Below are 22,067 nucleotides of genomic sequence, written 5' to 3'. Positions count from 1 at the left end.
TCCTAGATTAAAGCACCTACATCAAGTATAAGTGTAACAAGACCATTACCAAGTATTGTTGCTCCTATATACTCGTTTAGTCCTTCAAGAGTTTTTCCTAAAGGTTTTATTACTATTTCTTGCTGTCCTAATAAAGAATCAACTAAAAGACCAACAACTTTATCTCCAACCTTAACTATTATAATAAAATTCTTATCCTTTTTGCTAGTATCAATTTGTAAAGTTTCATTTAATCTAATTAGAGGTATAACATTTTCTCTATATACTATAACTTCTCTTCCATTAGTCTTCTTTATTCTATCTTCCTTATAGTCGATAACTCTGTCTATAAAACCTAGAGATATTGCAAGTGTTTCTTCTCCAACCTTAACAAGCAACGCTTGAATAATTTGAAGTGTTAGAGGAAGTCTTATTATAAAACTTGAACCTTTTCCTATTTCACTTACTACATCAACAGTTCCTCCAAGTGCAGATATCTTTGTTTTTACAACATCCATACCTACGCCTCTACCTGATATATCTGTTACTACTTCGTTAGTACTAAAGCCTTGAGAGAAAATTAAATTCTTTATATCATTTTCAGTCATTCCTTCAGTGTTTATACCTACTTTTTCAGCTTTACGTCTAACCTTTTCAACATCAATACCATTACCGTCATCTTCTACTTTTATTACGGCCTTTGTGCCTTCTTGATATGCTGACAGTCTTATAGTACCTACAGGATCTTTACCTGACTTTGCTCTATCTTCTTTGCTTTCTACTCCATGATCTGCCGCATTTCTTAATAAGTGAATTAATGGTTCCCCGATTTCATCTATTACAGTTCTATCTAATTCTGTGTCTTGACCTTCAACAATAAAGTTAATTTCCTTATTCAATTCTACAGAAAGATCTCTAATCATTCTAGGGAATCTATTAAATACAACCTCTAGAGGAAGCATTCTTATCTTCATAACAAGATCTTGCAAGTCAGAAGTTGTTCTAGCAACTTGTTCAAGAGTTTCATTTAGCTCTTGAGCTCTATAACTTGTGCTTATTTGTTCTAATCTAGTTCTATGTATAACTAACTCAGAAACCATGTTCATAAGCTTATCTAGACGTTCCAAATCAACTCTTACTGATTGATGAACTTTTTTTGTTTGAGCAGATGGATTATTGCTCTTCTTTTCTTCAACTTTTTCTTTATTCGTAACTATAGATTTAGGGGTTAACGGTTTTGACGTTTCATTTACTTCAGCCTTAGCTACCGGTTCATCTTTAGTTTTTACAGTTTCATTTACTTTTTCTATTCTTAATTCGACTTCTTCTGCAGAAACTTTATCCACTTCTGAGATATTTTTAACAAGTTTCTCAATTTCTTCAGCATTTAGTGTAGTAATTACAATAAGTTCAATACTAAAATCAAAGTTTTCGTTTTCTATATCTTCTGTAGAAGGGTATGATTTTATTACTTCTCCATGCTCTTCTAACTCCTTAAATATTAGAAAAGCTCTAGCAGACTTTAACAAAGTATTCTCATTAAGACTTATAAAAACTCTTATAGCCTTATAACCCTTTTCATGAGCTTGCTTAATTACATTCATATCATATTCATTTATGTCAATTACATAATCTGATGAACTCTTATTTTCTAATACTTCTTCTACTATATCAACAGCAACACTGTCCTGCTGCTCATTAGTGCTTATATCATGTAGATCTTTCATTATATTATCTATTTCAACTTTTTCTTCTATACCTTCTGATATATTATTTACCATTCTTTCAAGAGTATCTAGGCAATCGAAAAGCACTGTAACTACATTTTGAGTAACTTTCAGTTCGCCTTCTCTAAATTTAGAAAGAACATCCTCCATTTTATGAGTTAGTTCTGCTATATCACTAAATCCCATTGTTGCTGCCATACCTTTTATAGTATGAGCTACTCTAAATATTTCATTTAACTTGTCAATATCATCTGGCTTTTGTTCTAAGTCAAGTAAAGATTCATTTAGAGTCTGCAAATTGTCCATGGACTCTTCTAAGAACATTGAAAGATATTGAGATGTGTCCATTGTTATCCCTCCTGTATTCCTTGTTAGCACAGAACAATTATTAATTGTTCTGCCTCCTGTATTCCTTGTTGGCACAGAACAATTATTAATTGTTCTGCCTCCTGTATTCCTTGTTGGCACGTAACAATTATTAATTGTTACGCCTCCTGTTATTCTTTGTAGCACACAACAATTATTAATTGTTGTGTCTCCTGTATTCCTTATTAGCACCTAACAGTTATTAATCACTACTTCTCTTGAATTCATAATCACAGATAATAATTATTAGTTATTACGAGAAAATTTAACCAATCAATAAATATTAATTATATTTAAATAATAAATTTGAATAGTCATTTCTTTGTAATATCCATCAATTATATATCATATATTCATTTAAAATATGTGAAAATTGCCTAACCTTTTCAATTATTCAACACTTATTATTCGTACGAAGTAGTTAATTTCTTTATAGCAATTATTAACTTTTATAACTTTCTATAAATAAAAGTAGAAGCTTTTTCAAAACCAAAGTCTTTGTAATTATATATACTTTCAGTAGCCCCTACAAATAATAAACCACCTTTTTTAAGTGATGCGGCAAATCTCTTGTATATATCATTCTTAACATCTACATTAAAATAGATAACTACATTTCTACATACAATTAAGTCAAAGTTATTCTCATAACTATCTAGTATAAGGTCATGCTTTTTGAAAGTAACCATATTTTTCACATTTTGTTCTATATAATACTTATCTTTAACTTTCTTAAAGTACTTTTCCAATTCTCTAGATTTTACATTTTTCATTTCGTTATCAGTATATTCTCCAAGCTTAGCTTTCTGAAGAATTGTATTATCTATATCAGTGGCTAATATCTTATGTCTTCCATTAGGACTTACATTATTCAAAATCATAGAGATTGAATACGGTTCACAACCTATAGAACACGCAGCACTCCAAATCTTAAGACTATTATTAGCTGCGGACTCTTTTTTCAAGATAGCCTCTAACTCTTCAAATAATTCTGGATTTCTAAAAAACTCTGTAACATTAATAGTTATAAAGTCCAAGAATCTTTGTCTATGCTCTCTATCAGTTTTAATCAACTTCGTATACTCTTCTAATGATTTTACCCCTAATCTTGTCATTAAACTTTCTATTCTTCTATTAAGCTGGGTTGGTTTATACGCAGATAAATTAATCCCTAGCTCTTTATGTACCCATTGATGAAATTGGCTAAAATCCATAGTTTATCTACTATCCTTTCACTAATGTAACGATTTTTTTTGCTATATATCCTAATGGTAATACTTCATCAACTTTTCCTGTTTCAAAAGTGGCTTTAGGCATTCCATAAATAGTACAAGTGGACTCATCCTCAGAAATTGTATGTCCTCCAGCATTTTTTATACCCACTGTGCCTTGCGCACCATCTTTTCCCATCCCAGTGAGTACTACAGATAATAAGTTCTTACCATAGACAACAGCCGAGCTATTAAATAGTTTATCTACTGCTGGTCTTACTCCCCATATACTTGGTTCTTGATTTAATGAAATTCTTTTATCCTTAGATACTTCCATGTGATAACCACCTGGAGCAATATATATAACATTTTTCTCAATTCTCATATCGTTTTCTGCTTCTACAACCTTAAGGTTACAAAGATTATTTAATCTTTCTGCAAAAGTCTTTGTAAATCCCGCTGGCATATGCTGAACGACTAACACAGGAATCTCTAAATCCTTAGGGAGTTCTGTCAATACAGTTTGAAGTGCTCTGGGACCACCTGTAGAAGCACCAATTACTACTGCCTCTATTTTATTAGAAGCTTTCTTAGTAGTAATAAATCTTGCAGGTTCCTTTGCCTCAACTTTAAAATCAAACAATGATCTTTTTATGGATGCTACTGCTCTTATTTTATGTACTAGCTCAAGCTTAACCTTATTAATATCAAGTGAGATCGATCCTGATGGTTTTGAAACGAAATCAGCAGCACCAGCATCTAAACAATCCAGTGTTGTTCTAGAGGAGCTTGTGGTTAAGCTACTTAACATTATAACCTTAGCATTTCTATTAGTGAGTTTCAGTTTTTTCAGTGCAGTGATACCATCCATTTTAGGCATTTCTACGTCTAAGGTAATTACATCTGGATTATAACCTCCGACCTTGTCAACGAACTCCTCACCATTTCTTGCAGTAGCTATAACTTCCATATCTGTCTCTTCGTTTATCATGTCAGAAATTATCTTTCTCATAAGCGCAGAATCGTCTACTACCATAACTTTTATTTTATTCAAGATTATCACTCCATTAAAGTTCTATAATACCTTGTCCTACAATCTTTATTATTACCTTGCCAGTTTTTGAATCTAAAACCATTGTTCTGCCTTTGTTTCCACCTAGGTGCGCCGCAAGAACTTGAAGTTGTAATTCTTTCAAAGTCTTCGCTACAGCTTCACCATTTCTTTTTCCAATATCACTTATCATGCTTTTATCGGAAAAATTAAACATCGATGCTCCTCCAGCTATTTTTACAGCCAGGTTCCTTTTTTGGCATCCTAACTTTTCCATTTTTTCAATTAGTATCGGAATAGCTAAATCAGCAAACTTATACGGATTTTTCACTTCTTTAAACTGAGTTGAATCAGGTAACATTATATGTGATAACCCGCCAATCAATTTAACTTTATCAAATACTGCTATTCCAACGCAAGAACCTAGTCCTATGGTCATTATTTTATCAGGATAACTTACAGTATTTAAATCAGCAATACCTACTTTAATTTCTGCATCTATCATAGAACCACCTTATAGCAACTTAGTTTTTTCTTCCTCTGTTAAAATTTTAGATAAATCTAAGAGGATTACTATATTTTCCTTTAATCTTATTAGTCCTTTTATGTATCTTCTTGAAATACTTGCAGCAATTGCTGGAGGATTTTCTATTAAATTAACCTCCACATCTTTAACCTCGTAGACATTATCTACAATAATGCCCATTTTAGATTCACTTTCTTTAACAACAATAATCTTTGTTTCAGCTAAATTTACTTTAGTATTAAAACCAAATTTTTTAGATAAATTAACTACAGGTAAAATACTTTCCTCATAATTAATAACTCCGTCAACGAAGCTTGGTACATCAGGTAACACAGTTGGTGTTTCATAACCTAATATTCTTTCTACTTCCATTATGTCAGTAGCGTAATGTTCTCCATTTAAACTAAAAATCAGTAATTTTATTTCCTTGTTAGCCATCTTAATCCCCCTTATAAGCGAAACTTATCTATTATTATATCTCCAAGCTCATCCATGTATACATGAATATCCCTCGAAGGCTCTTCTAGGACTATTTCTCTTTCTCCAATTGCAAAAATGGTATTGTGATATGCAATATCAGCATATATGTGCCCATTTTTCGAAACTGAAGCTTTCGTCTTAACTCCACCAGTACTGCCAATTGTCTTACATCTTATTTCATTCTCAGCTTTTAAATATCCCCCTCTAGACACACTGCCGTTTTGAGTAAAAATTATACTTCCACTGCATGTTAAATGAGATATATATTGTCCTTTGCCATTTAGGTATATACTCCCCGAGGAACTTATTGTAGAATCTTGGCAATAGTTTATAATAATATCCGCAGGTATATTAATTTTCCCTTGGATGTTTTTAACATATCCATCTGCTAATACCGCTAACTTGTCCAACTCGCTAAAATGCTTTATCGTGGTTGGTCCAAGACCTATCAGCATTTGCTTTACCAGCCTACTTATATTTTTACCTTCTTCATCAGATTTAGAAAACAATCTAATTATGTTTAACGAATTTGTTGTTATATTTTTAAACTTATTCTCAATTAAAACCTTTATTATTTCACCATCACTTCTGTCAAGTCCTAATAAATTATGTTCTTTAATTTCTAGTACTGTACTAGTAAGCTGTAACATTGAGCTTTTTAAGTTTTCTAATTCGTCTAATTGTTGTTGTATTAGGAAGTCTTTTCCTCCAGCTTCAATGGTTGATCCAATTATGCTACCTTTTATCAAAGTTTGATCGTTTGATATAATATGTGAGCCCTCTACAGAACCATCAATAGATATTGATTTGCCAGCTTTTATAGTCATTCCTTGACTAACATTAGCTCCTATATGTATATCGCCAGTGAAATTGAGATTTCCAGAAGCTAGATTCACATCAGAGGTAGCTTCATATATTTTATTCACTGAAATAGTATTATTTTTAAAGTCTGGTCTTCCATCTACTGTAGCAATTATATCACTACCATAAATTTTACATCCTTCGCCTGCATTCAATTGCAATTCTTTATATTTTTCAGGCTTAATTACCTTGCCACTTATGCTTATGCCAGGTTTTCCCTCTGAACCTTTTGTCAATGTTGCTATTATTTCTCCTGATTGAACAGTAGCTATTTGACTGATATTCCTAAAGTCAATTGTCTCATCTTCAGACACTATCTTTTTTTGTTTGTCCTTAAAAAGTATAGTCAATTGGTCGTGTACTGTATCTTTAACTCTTTTACCTTCTGCAACTAGGATTTCACCTTGTTCCCCTCCTGCGCACAAAGATTTTAAGTTTTCCAAAATTATACCACTTACAATACCTCTTTCAGATAAAATCTTTTTAATTTCAAGCTCATTAAACTTTGGAGGGTATTCTTCGTAGTCAAGTTCTATGTTTAAGCTTAATACACTCACGCTTTCTGAATCACATAATTTATACACTCTCTTAGGTATATATTTAACAGAAGCCATTGCAGTCATATCATCATCTGATGTAACTATATTTATTTCTCTTTTTGCTTCTTGATTTATAATATCATACCTTATAGAATTATTTTCGGTTATACTACAAAAACCTTCAACTTTTTTATTATCTACATATATATTAATATTTTCACTCGTGAATATTTTCGCAGGAGTCCCATCCTCAAGAGGATTAGTTACTATAAAACTTCCGTTTTTTATAGAAATCTTTCCATCACAATTTGACGTATTATTCTTGGGTGAAACTCTAATCTTGTATTTTCTTCTAAGCATACCTTTTTTTTCAATCACTTCATAATCAAAATCTTCTGCAGATATATTAAGCTCAGCTTCTGCCAACTTGATGCATTCTTCAATAGTTAATGCTTCATATACATATTCCATAATTACTCACACCCCCCAAGAGCCATTTACTGTTTTTAGTATACCATATTAAGGTTTAATTGTAATTTAAATTTTAATGTGAATTATAATTTCATTCAAATATTATTTAGCAGATTTAATATATTCATCAATTTTTTTATTATATAATCTTATCAATTCTAAAATTAACGTGTTCTTTGGCGAATTTAAAGTTATTTTATCAACATCTACAATTGGAAGAATCTTAGGAGATGTACCTGTTATAAACATTCCATCTAATGAACTAATATCTTTGTAAGATATTTTTTCCTCCCTTATTGATATATTATTTTCTTTACAAATATCTATGATAGAACCCCTGGTCACCCCTGGAAGTACATCTTCCAATGGCGATGTTATTATCTCATCATTTCTTACCATAAATATATTAGATTTACTACCTTCTGTTATAAAACCATTTCTATCTACTAAAATGGCCTCGTAACTATTTTTTTCACTTATTTGTTCATTCACCAATGTTCTGAAATCCGTATTCACTATTTTTGCGTTAGGATTTTCTCTTTCACCAAAGAATAGTGTAGTATTTACACCATTTTCATATTGATCCTTTGTAGGATATGAATGCTTAACAAAGTATACTAAAAGATTCCTTTCATCATTTTCTGAATCCATTAATAATTTGATATTTCCTTCAAATACGTTGACATCTTTTATTAGAGTTTCAATTTGCTCCTTTATTTCCTCCTTATTATACTTCATCTCCTTATTAATTAAAGAAAATGAGTTGTTCATTCTTTCAAGATGTTTTTCTAAAAAAAGAGGTACTCCATCTATTACTCTTATAACTTCATACACTATTCCTTTTCTTCTTAGTATATTATCGTCAAATTTTTCTTTAACTCTAGATGTACCATTTAAAATAAATTTATTTAAATAACATTCACTCATTTTTATCTCCTCAATTCACAATTTTATTAATTTTACAGATGTGGCACTTCGTAATAATCCCTATATTTAAATTTTCTTACCAGAACCCGTGAGAGTTTTAAATATAGCTTTCAAATCGAACTGATCCATCTTTAATTATCTAGTTTATATTATATATTAATTAATAAATACCATACAATTATGTGATTAAATAACTATCTACAATTTTAAAACTTATTGAAAAAAAACTCGCTGAAGCGACCTTCTTCAGCGAGTTTTTTTACACATCTGCCTTTCCGAATGTACATGCGGAAAATTTAGCAAGCGAATAAACTTTGTTTTTTTACTGTACGCCAAAAAACTGCTCAAATAAATTGAAATCATTAGGCTTAGCCAGCATAAAAATTTTATTTGTTATTATACAGTAAAAAGGCGGTATAAACCGCCTTTTTCAACTATTGAGCTAATTCAGACTCATAGTACTTTGTAACTTCTTCAAATTCTTCATCATCAGGTATTGAAAGTTCTCCTTCTTCACCCTCTGATTTAAATAAGTATACTGATCCATCATTAGGGTTTTGAACTAAAACATATTCTTTTTCCTTATATTCAAAAGCATCTATAACTTCACAACTTACTACATTGCCGCTTTCATCTTCTAAATCTACAACGAAACTTTCATGATCATGATCATGGTCATGGCCACATCCACAGTCTTCGTCTCCGCAACCTTCGTCGCCACAGCCACATGTATTTTCTTCTTTTAATTCTAAACCATTATCTTCGCAGCCACAGCCACATCCGCAAGTATCTTTTTCTTTATCTGACATATGTGATTCACACAATCTAAGTGATGTGTGAAATTCACCTCCTTTAATTAAATAGTATGTTTTAATTTTACCCTAATATTAAGATTAATAAAAGCTTTTTTTATTCTATAATAAATATTATTATATTTATTATAGCTTTATACACAGAAAACTTACATGTATTACTTTTATTCTCAATACCAGCATAGTAATATTATACATTTCTTTGTAAAGATATAACAATTTCAAAATATATTTTTACTAAAAAATAATATATAGATGGACTGTATATCTAGAATAAATTCAAATTATTTTTGAAACTCATACATAGTTATTAAATTTTTTCACAAAACTTATCCTTAACCCAATAAATCCTATAGTATCCAACTTAGACACTAAGTTATTTATTCTAATAAATCTAACTCAGATAAATAATTTTAGTAATTCTATCAATATATTAATTTAGATTTTCATAAATAATGGTATATGCTTATTTGAAATATTTCGAAAAAATAAGGGAACTAGCTTAGCTAGTCCCCTTACTATTATTTAACTATTCTTGAGTAGCAAGTCTCTTGTAGTTTGCTAATCTTTCCATCGCATCTTCATAAGTCTTTTCAAATAAAGCATCTGCAGCTTCTGGGAATGCCTTAGCAAGTGAAGCATATCTTACTTCGCCCATTAAGAATGCCTTAAAGTCAGCAGTTGGTTCCTTAGAATCAAGTGAGAATGACTTCTTTCCTTGTTCCTTAAGTGTTGGGTTGTATCTGTACATTGCCCAGTATCCTGATTCAACAGCCTTCTTAGCTTCTAATTGGCTGTTACCCATACCAGCTTTTAATCCATGGTTTATACATGGAGCGTAAGCTATTATTAATGATGGACCTGGATAAGCTTCAGCTTCAGCTATAGCCTTAAGAGTTTGGTTCTTATCTGCACCCATTGAAATCTGAGCAACATATACATAACCATAGCTCATAGCCATCATTCCAAGATCTTTCTTCTTAGTTCTCTTACCACTAGCAGCAAACTTAGCTATAGCAGCAGTTGGAGTTGACTTAGATGATTGTCCACCTGTGTTTGAGTAAACTTCTGTATCAAATACAAGTACATTTATATCTTCTCCTGATGCAAGAACGTGATCTAATCCACCGAAACCGATGTCGTAAGCCCAACCGTCTCCACCGAAGATCCATTGTGATCTCTTAACTAAGAAATCTTTTTCGTTTAATATTTCTTTTGCTATTTCAGCAGTTTCAGTTTCTAAAGCAGCTATAACTCTGTTAGCTCTATCTCTAGTACCTTCACCGTTGTTTATATTTTCTAACCAATCAGCTAAAGCAGCCTTAGTTGTTTCACTTAAATCAGCTTCTAAAGCAGATTTAACTGTTACAGCTAATCTTTCTCTTATAGCAGCAACTCCAAGGTACATACCCATTCCAAACTCAGCATTATCTTCGAATAATGAGTTTGCCCATGCTGGACCATGTCCAAGATGATTCTTAGTGTATGGAGTTGAAGGAGCAGATCCTCCCCAAATTGATGAACATCCAGTAGCATTAGCTACCATCATTCTATCACCATATAATTGAGTTACTAGCTTAGCGTATGGAGTTTCTCCACAACCAGCGCAAGCACCTGAGAACTCAAGTAATGGTTGTTCAAATTGGCTTCCTTTTAATGTTGTCTTGCTCATTGGGTTAGCTTTTGGAGCAACAGCTTCAGTAGCATATTCCCAGTTTGGTATTTCAACATGTTGTGAAGCTTGTGGTTTCATTATTAAAGCTTTTTCTGGAGCTGGACAAACTTGAGCACAGTTTCCGCATCCTGAACAGTCAAGTGGGCTTACTGCCATTGTGAATGACATAGGTTCAGCAGTCTTAAGAGCCTTAGCTGCTACTATCTTCATTCCTTCTGGAGCATTGCTCTTTTCTGTTTCGCTTAATAAGAATGGTCTGATTACAGCGTGTGGACATACATATGAACATTGGTTACATTGTATACACTTATCTGCTTGCCATTCTGGTACGTTTATAGCTATACCTCTCTTTTCGTAAGCAGCTGTACCATTTTCAAAAGTTCCATCTTCCATTCCGCCTAGGAAAGCTGATACTGGAAGTAAGTCTCCTTCTTGTCTGTTCATTGGTTCAACTATCTTAGTTACGAATTCTGGCTTAACCTTAGTTTCAACAACTTCTGCATCAACTGCATCAGCCCAGCTTGCAGGAACTTCTATAGCAACAACTGAATCAACACCCTTGTCTATAGCAGCATTGTTCATATCAACAACGTTTTGTCCTTTTTTACCGTATGAAGATACAACTGCATCTTTTAAATACTTAATAGCATCTTCTACTGGAATTATATCAGCTAACTTGAAGAATGCAGATTGCATTATCATGTTTATTCTTCCACCAAGACCAATTTCTTGAGCTATCTTAACAGCATTTAAAGTGTAGAACTTAATGTTGTTTTTAGCGATATATCTCTTATAGCTTGCTGGTAATTTTTCTTCTACTTCTTCTGGTGTCCAGATAGTGTTAAGTAAGAATGATCCATTCTTCTTTAATCCATCTAATACATTGTACTTGTACACATATGATTGGTTATGACAAGCAACGAAATCAGCTTTGTTTATTAAGTAAGGTGATTTTATAGCTTTCTTACCAAATCTTAAATGTGATACTGTTATACCACCAGATTTCTTTGAATCATATGCAAAGTAACCTTGAGCATACATATCAGTATGGTCTCCGATTATCTTTATAGCACTCTTGTTAGCACCAACAGTACCGTCTGATCCAAGTCCCCAGAACTTACAAGCTTTAGTTCCTACTGGAGTTGTATCTATATCAGCAGTTATAGCATCTAATGATGTATGAGTAACGTCATCAACTATAGCAACTGTGAATCCATCTTTAGGCTCGTCCTTAAGTAAGTTTTCATAAACTGAAACTATGTGAGCTGGAACTGTGTCCTTTGAACCTAGTCCATATCTTCCACCAACTACAACTGGAGCATTTTCTTTTCCGTAGAATGCATTCTTAACTTCTAAGAATAATGGCTCAGCAGCTGATCCTGGTTCTTTAGTTCTGTCTAAAACAGCTATTTTCTTAACAGTTGAAGGTATAACCTTTAACATTCTTTCAACTGAGAATGGTCTGAATAATCTTACCTTTACTAGACCAACTTTGTTTCCATTTGCATTTAAGTAATCTATAGTTTCTTCTACAAGGTCAGTAACTGAACCCATAGCAACTATAACTCTATCAGCATCTGGAGCTCCATAGTAGTCAAATGTGTGATATTCTCTACCAGTTAATTTAGTTATTTCAGCCATATAGCCTTCAACTATTTCTGGTATAGCATCGTAATATTTATTAACAACTTCTCTTTCTTGGAAGTATACATCAGGGTTTTGAGCTGTACCTCTTGTAACTGGATGATCAGGATTTAAAGCTCTTCTTCTGAACGCTTCTACTGCATCAGTATCAAGAAGTTTAGCTAATTCATCATACTCTAAAACTTCTATCTTTTGTATTTCATGTGATGTTCTGAATCCATCGAAGAAATTAACAAATGGTATTCTTGATTTTATAGCTGTAAGGTGAGCAACTGCTGATAAATCCATAACTTCTTGTACAGAACCTTCAGCTAACATTGCAAAACCAGTTTGTCTTGCAGCCATAACGTCTTGATGGTCACCGAATATATTTAATGAATTTGCAGCTAATGCTCTAGCTGAAACATGGAATACTCCTGGTAGTAATTCACCAGCAATCTTGTACATATTTGGGATCATTAATAGTAAACCTTGAGAAGCTGTAAAAGTTGTAGTTAAAGCTCCTGCTTGTAATGAACCGTGAACTGCACCAGCTGCACCAGCTTCTGATTGCATTTCCATTACCTTTACCTTTTGTCCAAATATGTTCTTTCTTCCTTGAGCAACCCATTCATCAACATGCTCTGCCATTGGTGATGATGGTGTTATTGGGTATATAGCTGCTACGTCTGTAAATGCATATGCGATATGTGCAGCAGCAGTATTACCATCCATAGTTTTCATTTTTCTAATTGCCATCGAGTTGACCCCTCTTTCTTATATTGTTTTGATAATTGTTTTGTATGATGAGTTATTCTAAAATAATAAAATTTTAGAAAAATAAGATTGACTGTTATTTTTGATTATTTACTGAGAGTTCTATCTTGCAAGCTCTTTTCCTAGTTCTCTAGCTTTTCTAAGTTGCTCTTCACTAGGTGATTCTTTAACTGCAAGAATATCAACTACATTAAAACCATAATCTTTCATTCTATCTGACCAATCGATTATGAATTGACCTTCATCCCAACCGTATGATCCAAAAAGAATTAGTTTTTTGCCATTGTTAGGCAGTAACTTAAATTGGTTTATGTAAGGTTCCATCTCTTGTTGTTCTATTCTATTACTGTCCATTGATGGACTTCCAAAAGCAACTGAATCGGCATTAATAACATCATCAACAGTAGCATCAGTTACATGTTTAATCATAACTTGTGCACCATTTTCCTTGGCACTTGCTGCTATTGCATCTGCTAAAACTTCAACGTTTCCCCCGTTGCTCCAGTAAATTATTGATACTTTCTTCATCGTAACAGCACCTCATTCGCTTGTTAAATTCTTAACAACTTGTTGTGGCTACAAATTCTGCCCTTTGTCCACATAAATATTATACAGTATGGAAATTATTTTTCAAGTTTCATATTTTAATATATTCCGTAAATTTATTCTTGCAGAGCACAAACCAGTATAATACCACCTATTTTCATTACAAAATCCCTTATTTACTTGTTAATGCTAATTATTCTATTTTAGCCAGCTATTTTTTAAATTTTCTCTCAATTCCGCATTTTTGAAAAAATTATTTTTTCACTTTAACAGAATTCATTATCACTGAAACTATATTAGATATTCCATCCTTGCCTTTGCTATTACGCATATTACTTATATATTTATTTCTATCATTTTTTAAAATTTCTAGCTGTTCTAGAAGCTTTTCTCTTGTCAGTTCTTCATCTTCTATAACAAGGCTATATCCATTTTCCTTAAATGACTTTGCATTTAATACCTGATCTCCTCTACTAACCTTTGCAGATAGAGGAATAAGAATATTAGGTTTCCTTAAAGCCAGTATTTCAAATATTACATTTGCTCCTGCTCTTGAAATAATATAATCTGCAGCATTCATTAAGTGTGGCAACTCTTCCGATACGTACTCAAATTGAACATATCCTTTTATATCTTTACAAGATGAATCAAAGTTACCCTTTCCACATATATGAATTATATTATATTTTCCCACCAATTCTTTTAATGAGTTTCTTATAGTTTCATTTATTACTTTTGACCCAAGACTTCCGCCAATAACGAATAATACAGGCTTATTATCATTAAAGCCACACAGCTTCTTTCCTTTAACAGCACTACCTTCAAAGAGTTCTTTTCTTATAGGTGTACCTGTATAAACACCTTTGCTATCTTTTATATATTTTAAACTCTCCGGAAAAGTTACACAGAGCTTATTACAAAATGGCGCTACTAGCTTATTAGCAAGTCCAGGAGTTATATCTGATTCATGAGATACTACAGGTATCTTTTTAATTGATGCGGCTATAACAACAGGGACAGTAACAAATCCTCCCTTGGAGAACACTATATCAGGTTTTTCTTTTGTTATTATCTTATAAGCCTCTACCATTCCTTTTACAACTTTAAATGGATCAGAGAAATTTTTCACATCAAAATATCTCCTAAGCTTACCACTAGATATCCCAAAGTACTCCATATTAGAGGAATTTTTTATTATATCTTTTTCTATACCATCTTTACTTCCTATGTATTTTATATCAAAGTTTTGTTTCATCAGCTCAGGTACTAGCGCAAGGTTAGGAGTTACATGGCCTGCCGTTCCTCCACCAGTCATAATTATTTTATATTTTTCCAAAAAATCATCCCCTTAAATTTTTCCCTAATTGAATTATAACCATCTATATTATATTAAAATCATGTAAAAAGATGAACTAGATTTTTCAATATAAATTTAATTAATTACTATTATTCCATCAATTCTATAATATCAATTTATAACTTTAAAGGCAAAATACCATCGTATGACTAATATAAAACAGCTTAAAATCTTTAAAGTTTGGTACAGTTAAAGGTACCGTTAAGTTTTATTTACTGTTTATTAAAATCAATACTTTAATTAAATAGGAGGTATATTTTATGGCTCAAAAATTATTAATACCAGAATCTAAAAATGGTTTGTCTAAATTCAAATATGAAGTGGCTAATGAATTAGGGGTTCAATTTTCAGACTATAACGGAACTATTTCTGCAAACCAATGTGGAAAAATCGGTGGAGAAATGGTAAAAAGAATGATTGAACAATATGAAAAAAGTTTATAGTTTACTTAAGTCAAAAGGGATACGGTATACCGTATCCCTTTTCAATTCTTATGAAATTACAATTTAGTAAATCTATCAAGTTAGTTTCATTATTAAAATAAAGTAATTATAGATTTTTTATCATAATCTAATACTCTTAATTATCGCCTGAATACTTCTATTGCCATTATACTCATTTATAGATGGGTAGAAAAGGAAATCCATTTTAAAATCACAAAATGAAGTATCTAAAATGCTAAGAAATTCATTTTCCCCATATTTATCGATGAATTGTTCTTTAAATTCCTCATATTTATTAAAGCAAATTCCGTCAATGCTATAATTGCTACCTAGCATCTTAAATCTAAACTTTAATATATTCTTTTCCTTCCCTATAGTCCATATCCTAAGAGTTTCCACAGACTTTTCCCCAAACAAAGGAGTATTATTTCCTTTTCCAAATGGCTCAAGCTTCTCTAATTCATCCACAACCTGTTCATTTACATACGCTAAAGGAAGTCGTAAATCAATCCTAACTTTTGGAACTATATCTTCATCCTTTAGCTTACAGCTTTGCAGCAACTTCACTCTAAGTTTAGGTATATTCTCTTCTTTAACAGATAAGCCTGCTGCCATTGGATGCCCACCAAACTTATCTAATAATTCTTTACAACTAGAAAGTTCTTCAAACATATTATACTCTTCTATAGACCGTCCTGATCCTTTAGCCATTTCTTTTCCTTGCGTCAAAATCAAAGCTGGCACATTATACTTTTCTCTAATTCTACCTGCCACAATACCAGCAATACTTTCATGAATTCTATCATTATAAACTACCAAAACCTTATCTTTTTCCATATGATTTCTTACAATTTGATCTTCGATAAGCTCAACACTCTCAGTAGTCATCTCTTGTCTTCTTTGATTCAATTCATGTAGTTCTTTTGCAAGTTCTGATGCTCTATCATTCTCATTTGTAATAAGCAATTCAACTGACAAATCTGCAGTTTCTAATCTACCAGTAGCATTTACGCAAGGTCCTATTATAAATCCAAGATGATATGCGCCTACTACTTTACCCTCTAGATTAGTTTGCTTCATCAAAGCTTTCAATCCTATATTCTTAGTGTTGTTAATTCTTTTTAAACCTTCTTTTACTAATATCCTATTTTCGTCTATTAAGTCTACCACATCACATACAGTAGCTATAGCTGCAAATTCAAGCAAATCATAAGCATTATTTTTGGGAATCCCCAAAGCTTCGTATAGACACTGAACTAATTTAAATGCTACCCCAGCACCACATAGCTTCTTAAATGGATACTTACAATCATTTCTTTTAGGATTAACAACCGCATCTGCATCAGGGAACTTCTCAATGGTAGTCCCATCATCCTCTTTAAAAATAGGAATATCATGGTGATCAGTAATTATTACATCCATGCCTAGAGATTTAGCTAAATCCACCTGCTCAAAAGCAGCAATACCATTATCACAGGTCAATATTAACTCATATCCCTCTTCTTTTAACTTTCTTATTCTATTACTATTCATTCCATAACCTTCGTCTTCTCGATTTGGAATATAGTAATTATAGTTTGCATTACAGTTCTTTAAAGCATTATTTAGAATTACTGTGCTGTTAACACCATCGCAATCGTAATCTCCATATATTATAATTTTTCTATTATTTTCAATAGCAAGCTTTATCATATCTACTGCCTTATCCATATCTTTCATAAGGTGACCATCATACAAGTCATTTAACTCGCCATATAAAAACTTCTCAGCCTGCTTTACATTAGTTATATCTCTATTTACCAACAATCTCGCAGTGAATTGACTTATATTTAATTCCTTTATAAGCTTATTTGCATCTGCAATTCCTTTATTTATCAAAAGCCAATTTTCACTCATATATATCTCCATTACCAAAGTACTTGCTTCGAAGGGTTCACAAATACTTTTTTTATCACATTAATTATATCTTTATTACTAATTTCGTATTCAAATTCCAATTCATCGAAAACCATTTTACCTCTTTTGTACATAAGTTCGTAGATTGTGAGTCTATTTGCTAATACAATACTCTTTTCTAAGTCTAGAGCTCGTTTTAGTTTCAATCTCTTTATTAAATAATTAATATCTACTTGTGTTAATGTCTGAAAATCACCAACTGCATTATCAACAAGTAAATCTATAATATCAATACATCTATCTACACTATTTTTAGATGTACTACAGTTAATAGAAAATAACTTTATATTAGCTTCATTTTTCACAGCACTGAATATCTCATATGCTAATCCACCTTTTGTTCTAACCTTATCAAACAATCTAGAACTCACGCCTTCACCAAGCCACATATTGAATATTCTAAGAGCTTCAACTTCTTTTGTATCTAACATGCTTATATCATACACATATTGTATTTTTGCGCCCTCAAATCCACTAACTTCCTTATAGTGAATCCCTGAGCTTATAGACTCATTATTGTATATTGGTTTAATATATTCTCCTTTAAAATCAGAGAATATATTATTTACCACTGTTTTTATATCTTCAAAAGAAATGCTTGTAATTACTGAAATTACGCAATTTTCAGGTACATAATACCTTTTATAGAACCGCTTTAATTCATCTATATGGATCTCCTTTATAGAAACTTCAGTGCCGATAATAATATTTTTCAGCCTTTTTCTTTCATATGAATTGTAGAAAAGCTCATCTTCACAATACTGTCCAAAATCTTCCTTCCATTCATTAAATTCTTGTAGTATTACATCCATCTCTTCCTTAAATCCAACCTCACTTAAGGCAGGGTTTAGTATTATGTCCGAATATAAAGAGAAGGCTTCAACAAAATCTTCATTAGAGGAAGTTCCGTAATAAATACAATATGGAAAGTTTGTCATTGCATTATTAAATCCAAAAAGTCTATCACATTTTAAATTAATTTCATCTTCATCTAGTGTAGTTGTTCCCTTAAATAACATATGTTCAAGTGCATGTGCTGTTCCAAGCTTGAAATCCACTTCTGCATTAGCACCAGCATCAAATCCAATACAAAATGAGGTTACGTAAGACTCTCTATGTTCATATAATAGCCTAATTCCATTATTTAAAACAAACTTCTCCATAAAAAACCTCCAAAAAAAATTTAAAAGTTCCTAGAGGACCTCCTCTAGGAACGAATACTATTGGTTAAGTAAAAAATTGTACATCATACCTTCTTTTAAATCATTAGCTTCTTGTTCATACCCTAGTTTTTCTAGAAGTTTGAATGCAAAAGGCAATGTAGTAGCCGGCCCTCTACTTGTTATTATATTTCCATCTACCACAACTAGTTCATCTTTATAAATACAGTGTTCTAATTGCTTATCAAAAGACGGATACGAAGTCATTAGCTTACCGTCAATTATTCCTGCTTTAGCTAAAACGATTGGTGCAGCACAAATTGCTGCAACAATTTTTCCTGAAGCATAGTAATCTTTAACAAGCTCAATAACTCTTATATTTTCTTTAAGATTAGAAGCTCCTGGCATACCTCCTGGTAAAACTATAGCATCATAGCTATTTAAATCTTCACTTTCTAAAGTCATATCCGCCAATACTAATATATCATGAGATCCAGATACCTCTTTATCTTTAATACTACACGTTTGACACTCTACATTTGCTCTTCTAAGCACGTCAACTACAGTAAGCGCTTCAATTTCTTCAAAACCTTCCGCTAGTAATACCAATACCTTCTTCATATAACTTCTAACCTCCTATTTAAGTTGCACTTCTTTAATATAATCATTTTGCAGTACAACAATTAGACAATTCCCTCTACCAGCTCTATTTTGCGTCTTGATGTCCTCTAACATAATTTCTTTTTTATCACCACTATTTGAAACTAAAATAATTCTCTCAGCTGAAACCATTTCCGCTGCAATTTCATTATAACTCTTGTTATTTTTACTTTCAATAACCGACTTTAAAACTGATCCGAAAACAACAGAGTCATCTTCCTTCAAACTTATTCCTGTTACTCCAGATGCAACTCTTCCCATAGGCGAAACATTTTCTTCAGAGAACTTTATAACCATGCCCTTTTTAGTTACCATTAGAATATCAGAACTGCCTATATTTTTATAAACCTTCACTGCAACCACTTCATCATCATTACTTTTCAACTTGTATGCTACTTGGTTGCTGCTATTTCCTTCAAATTCCTTCATTATCGTCTTCTTTACTAATCCATTCTTTGTAAAAAACATTACAGACTTTTCGTCGTTAAAGTCTTTTTCAGAACTCAAACTTAATACCACTTCATCATCACTAAATCCATCTACTAGCATTCTTATATTTATCTCATCAGAAATGTTTTGTATTAAATAACTTGGAATTTTGTACATATTACCCTTTGATGTAAATATCAAAATTTGTTCATTCGAAAGTGTAGCAGTCTTCATAAAGACGTCTTTTAATGCTTTCTTATATATTTTCATATTTCCTTTTTTATTTACACCAACTATAAAATCAGCAAAATTGTATTCATCTATGTACTCTATTTTTACAACTTCATCTTCTTGGCTTATAGGACTCAACGGATTTCCTATTATATTTCTATCAACAAGCTCTAATTCAGGTTCTTCAACTTGGAAGTCTAAGCCTAACTTTGTTTTTAAATGTATAAACTTAGCTTCTTTTTCAAAATCTATTAATCTTACATCTACAAGCTTTTCGTTTTCCTTTAATCTAATAGCTAAAAGCTTAGAGTAAGCTGTTACGAATTTATCCATGGCAGTCTTCTTTATAACTGCCTTTGAAGTTATAAATTCAAAGCATTTATTTGGCATAAAGTTATCTACCGATAAGGCCATTATTATCTTTTCTTCATCTAAAGATAATACCTTTATGACTTCATCAATTCTTTGGCCCTTATCCTTCCACTTGTACTCTGGTATAAGGTTACACTTAGCTTGATACATATTACCCTTATCAGTGAAAAATAATATATTATCCTTTGTATTAGAATTAAAACAATACTTAAGGTAATCGCCTTCTCTGTATTCAATATCTTCTGGATTTGAGTTTGACCTATTATAAGATTTCAAAGGCACTCTCTTTATAAATCCATCATTTGATAGGGTTACCATAACATCTTCAGCTATTATAAGTTCCTCTATATCTATTTTTGCTTCACTATCATCTTCGATTACTGCAGTTCTTCTAGCACTAGCAAATTTATCAGTAACTTCTTTTAGCTCTTCTTTTACTACCTCCAGAAGTTCTTTTTCATCACTTAATATTTTTCTTAATCTTTTTATAATCTTATCTAGTTCTTTATGTTCCTTTTGGAATTCTTTGATTTCAAGACCAGTTAACCTATAAAGCATTAACTCCAATATGGCTTCAGCTTGAATCTCACTAAACCCAAATCTATCTATTAGATTTATTGAAGCATCTTTTTTAGATTTAGAAGCTCTAATTGTTTCAATTATTTGATCCATTATATCGATAGCCTTTATGAAGCCTTCTACAATATGAAACCTCTTTTCTGCAACTTCTAATTCTCTTATAGTTCGTCTTGTAACGATGTCCTTTTGATGGTTAACATAGTGACCTATTATGGTCTTTAGACCCATTGTTTCAGGCTTACCATCTGCAAGAGCAACCATATTAAAACTTATATTACACTGAAGATCTGTCTTTTTAAATAAATATTTAAGCACCTTATCAGCAATATTTTCGTCAGCATTTTTTCTAAGTTCAATTACAGCCCTAATACCTGTTCTATCTGATTCATCTCTTATATCCGTTATAGCCTCTAAAGCTTTAGCATGCCTCTTATCTCCAGTCATCTCAGAAATAAGCTGAAGCAGCTTAGCCTTATTTCTTCTATACGGAAACTCAGTTATAACAATACCCAATCTTCCATTTTCTAGCTTCTCAATACTTGTCTTAGCTCTTAGTGTAACTTTTCCTTCTCCAGTTTCATATGCAGAAAGCATAGAATTTTTGCCTATTAATATGCCTCCTGTTGGAAGATCTGGCCCTTTTATAAAGTGCATTAATTCCTTTGTCGTTATCTCCGGGTTTTCTATGTAAGCTAATACTCCATCCGAAACTTCTTTAAGATTATGAGGTGGTATGTTTGTAGCTAAACCTACTGCTATACCGAAAGCTCCATTCACTAAAAGATTTGGATATCTACTAGGTAAAACTTTAGGTTCCAATTCAGTGTCAGAATAGTTAGGGACCATCTCTACGATTCCCTTATCAATATCTCTAATCATTTCCATAGCAATAGGTGCAAGTCTAGCTTCTGTATATCTCATAGCAGCTGCACTATCACCATCAATTGATCCCCAGTTACCATGTCCATCTATAAGTGGTTCTCTAGTAGAAAAATTTTGAGCCAATATTACCATAGATTCATAAACAGAAGAGTCACCATGCGGGTGAAATTTACCTAAGATATCTCCAACTATTCTTGCAGATTTATAATATGGTTTATCAGGAAAAGCTCTTAGAAGGTATGCACCATAAAGAATTCTCCTATGAACTGGCTTTAAACCATCTCTTACATCAGGCAAAGCTCTATCCCTTGCTACCTCAACTGCATACGGCAGGTAGTTATCAGGCATAGCTTCTTCTATAGCTATAGGAATTATATTATTATCCTTAGGAATTGCTTCATTCTTTTTTGCCATTTAATTACTCCCC

Annotated in this window: 16 protein-coding genes; 1 reads left to right on the top strand and 15 read right to left on the bottom strand. The window is 32.1% G+C overall.

Annotated features, from left to right (window positions below; genetic code table 11):
• Window positions 1–2 precede the first annotated feature (2 nt).
• The 11 genes from OCU55_RS01860 to OCU55_RS01810 all read right to left on the bottom strand — a co-directional run bounded on the left by OCU55_RS01860 (window position 3) and on the right by OCU55_RS01810 (window position 14,907).
• Window positions 3–2,054: a chemotaxis protein CheA gene (locus OCU55_RS01860; RefSeq protein ID WP_261850619.1), complete on the bottom strand. Its 2,052-nt coding sequence runs from the start codon at window positions 2,052–2,054 to the stop codon at window positions 3–5.
• A 467-nt stretch (window positions 2,055–2,521) separates the two neighbouring features.
• Window positions 2,522–3,286: a CheR family methyltransferase gene (locus OCU55_RS01855; RefSeq protein WP_261850618.1), complete on the bottom strand. Its 765-nt coding sequence runs from the start codon at window positions 3,284–3,286 to the stop codon at window positions 2,522–2,524.
• Between the two features lie 10 nt (window positions 3,287–3,296).
• On the bottom strand, window positions 3,297–4,337 hold the full coding sequence (locus OCU55_RS01850; RefSeq protein WP_261850617.1) for a protein-glutamate methylesterase/protein-glutamine glutaminase: 1,041 nt from the start codon (window positions 4,335–4,337) through the stop codon (window positions 3,297–3,299).
• Between the two features lie 13 nt (window positions 4,338–4,350).
• Window positions 4,351–4,839, bottom strand: coding sequence for a chemotaxis protein CheD (locus OCU55_RS01845; protein WP_261850616.1), 489 nt, complete (start codon window positions 4,837–4,839; stop codon window positions 4,351–4,353).
• Between the two features lie 9 nt (window positions 4,840–4,848).
• Complete coding sequence (locus tag OCU55_RS01840; protein ID WP_200272629.1) at window positions 4,849–5,298, bottom strand: chemotaxis protein CheW; 450 nt, start codon at window positions 5,296–5,298, stop codon at window positions 4,849–4,851.
• An 11-nt stretch (window positions 5,299–5,309) separates the two neighbouring features.
• Window positions 5,310–7,211, bottom strand: a complete 1,902-nt coding sequence (locus OCU55_RS01835; RefSeq protein ID WP_261850615.1) for a FapA family protein — start codon at window positions 7,209–7,211, stop codon at window positions 5,310–5,312.
• A gap of 102 nt (window positions 7,212–7,313) precedes the next feature.
• Window positions 7,314–8,138: an aminotransferase class IV gene (locus OCU55_RS01830; protein ID WP_261850614.1), complete on the bottom strand. Its 825-nt coding sequence runs from the start codon at window positions 8,136–8,138 to the stop codon at window positions 7,314–7,316.
• A gap of 434 nt (window positions 8,139–8,572) precedes the next feature.
• The gene (locus tag OCU55_RS01825) at window positions 8,573–8,947 is read right to left on the bottom strand and encodes a DUF1292 domain-containing protein (RefSeq protein ID WP_261850613.1); all 375 of its coding nucleotides are present in this window, start codon (window positions 8,945–8,947) and stop codon (window positions 8,573–8,575) included.
• 532 nt (window positions 8,948–9,479) lie between these two features.
• Complete coding sequence (gene nifJ / locus OCU55_RS01820; protein ID WP_261851494.1) at window positions 9,480–13,001, bottom strand: pyruvate:ferredoxin (flavodoxin) oxidoreductase; 3,522 nt, start codon at window positions 12,999–13,001, stop codon at window positions 9,480–9,482.
• 126 nt (window positions 13,002–13,127) lie between these two features.
• Window positions 13,128–13,553 carry a flavodoxin gene (locus OCU55_RS01815; protein ID WP_183278526.1) on the bottom strand — a complete coding sequence of 142 codons (426 nt, stop codon included), beginning with the start codon at window positions 13,551–13,553 and terminating at the stop codon, window positions 13,128–13,130.
• A 271-nt stretch (window positions 13,554–13,824) separates the two neighbouring features.
• On the bottom strand, window positions 13,825–14,907 hold the full coding sequence (locus OCU55_RS01810; protein ID WP_261850612.1) for an undecaprenyldiphospho-muramoylpentapeptide beta-N-acetylglucosaminyltransferase: 1,083 nt from the start codon (window positions 14,905–14,907) through the stop codon (window positions 13,825–13,827).
• Between the two features lie 281 nt (window positions 14,908–15,188).
• Between OCU55_RS01810 and OCU55_RS01805 the strand changes: the two genes are divergently transcribed.
• The gene (locus OCU55_RS01805) at window positions 15,189–15,371 is read left to right on the top strand and encodes an alpha/beta-type small acid-soluble spore protein (RefSeq protein WP_261850611.1); all 183 of its coding nucleotides are present in this window, start codon (window positions 15,189–15,191) and stop codon (window positions 15,369–15,371) included.
• A gap of 120 nt (window positions 15,372–15,491) precedes the next feature.
• On the opposite strand, the gene recJ is transcribed toward OCU55_RS01805, so the two are convergent.
• From recJ to OCU55_RS01785, 4 genes are read right to left on the bottom strand one after another with little or no spacing between them, the layout of a single operon-like run.
• Entirely contained in the window at window positions 15,492–17,267 is a 1,776-nt protein-coding gene (recJ, locus tag OCU55_RS01800; protein ID WP_261850610.1) for a single-stranded-DNA-specific exonuclease RecJ, read from the bottom strand.
• Window positions 17,268–17,278: 11 nt separating this feature from the next.
• Window positions 17,279–18,490 (bottom strand): M16 family metallopeptidase, encoded by a 1,212-nt coding sequence (locus tag OCU55_RS01795; RefSeq protein WP_261850609.1) that lies wholly within the window; start codon window positions 18,488–18,490, stop codon window positions 17,279–17,281.
• Window positions 18,491–18,547: 57 nt separating this feature from the next.
• The gene (locus OCU55_RS01790) at window positions 18,548–19,108 is read right to left on the bottom strand and encodes a DJ-1 family glyoxalase III (protein ID WP_261850608.1); all 561 of its coding nucleotides are present in this window, start codon (window positions 19,106–19,108) and stop codon (window positions 18,548–18,550) included.
• A 15-nt stretch (window positions 19,109–19,123) separates the two neighbouring features.
• Entirely contained in the window at window positions 19,124–22,054 is a 2,931-nt protein-coding gene (locus OCU55_RS01785; protein ID WP_261850607.1) for a DNA topoisomerase IV subunit A, read from the bottom strand.
• Window positions 22,055–22,067: the final 13 nt, after the last annotated feature.

Origin of the sequence: Clostridium folliculivorans, from assembly GCF_024341905.1 — a bacterium.
GTDB classification, from domain to species: domain Bacteria; phylum Bacillota; class Clostridia; order Clostridiales; family Clostridiaceae; genus Clostridium_AR; species Clostridium_AR folliculivorans.
Note: the sequence above shows the minus strand (reverse complement) of the source record. Positions and strands in the feature narration are given on the sequence as shown.

What these genes read in the sequence shown, in the direction of transcription:
- OCU55_RS01860 (WP_261850619.1), bottom strand. Translation starts at nt 2,054, where the DNA reads ATGGACACATCTCAATATCTTTCAATGTTCTTAGAAGAGTCCATGGAC.
- OCU55_RS01855 (WP_261850618.1), bottom strand. Translation starts at nt 3,286, where the DNA reads ATGGATTTTAGCCAATTTCATCAATGGGTACATAAAGAGCTAGGGATT.
- OCU55_RS01845 (WP_261850616.1), bottom strand. Translation starts at nt 4,839, where the DNA reads ATGATAGATGCAGAAATTAAAGTAGGTATTGCTGATTTAAATACTGTA.
- OCU55_RS01840 (WP_200272629.1), bottom strand. Translation starts at nt 5,298, where the DNA reads ATGGCTAACAAGGAAATAAAATTACTGATTTTTAGTTTAAATGGAGAA.
- OCU55_RS01835 (WP_261850615.1), bottom strand. Translation starts at nt 7,211, where the DNA reads ATGGAATATGTATATGAAGCATTAACTATTGAAGAATGCATCAAGTTG.
- OCU55_RS01830 (WP_261850614.1), bottom strand. Translation starts at nt 8,138, where the DNA reads ATGAGTGAATGTTATTTAAATAAATTTATTTTAAATGGTACATCTAGA.
- OCU55_RS01825 (WP_261850613.1), bottom strand. Translation starts at nt 8,947, where the DNA reads ATGTCAGATAAAGAAAAAGATACTTGCGGATGTGGCTGTGGCTGCGAA.
- OCU55_RS01815 (WP_183278526.1), bottom strand. Translation starts at nt 13,553, where the DNA reads ATGAAGAAAGTATCAATAATTTACTGGAGCAACGGGGGAAACGTTGAA.
- OCU55_RS01805 (WP_261850611.1), top strand. Translation starts at nt 15,189, where the DNA reads ATGGCTCAAAAATTATTAATACCAGAATCTAAAAATGGTTTGTCTAAA.
- recJ (WP_261850610.1), bottom strand. Translation starts at nt 17,267, where the DNA reads ATGAGTGAAAATTGGCTTTTGATAAATAAAGGAATTGCAGATGCAAAT.
- OCU55_RS01795 (WP_261850609.1), bottom strand. Translation starts at nt 18,490, where the DNA reads ATGGAGAAGTTTGTTTTAAATAATGGAATTAGGCTATTATATGAACAT.
- OCU55_RS01790 (WP_261850608.1), bottom strand. Translation starts at nt 19,108, where the DNA reads ATGAAGAAGGTATTGGTATTACTAGCGGAAGGTTTTGAAGAAATTGAA.
- OCU55_RS01785 (WP_261850607.1), bottom strand. Translation starts at nt 22,054, where the DNA reads ATGGCAAAAAAGAATGAAGCAATTCCTAAGGATAATAATATAATTCCT.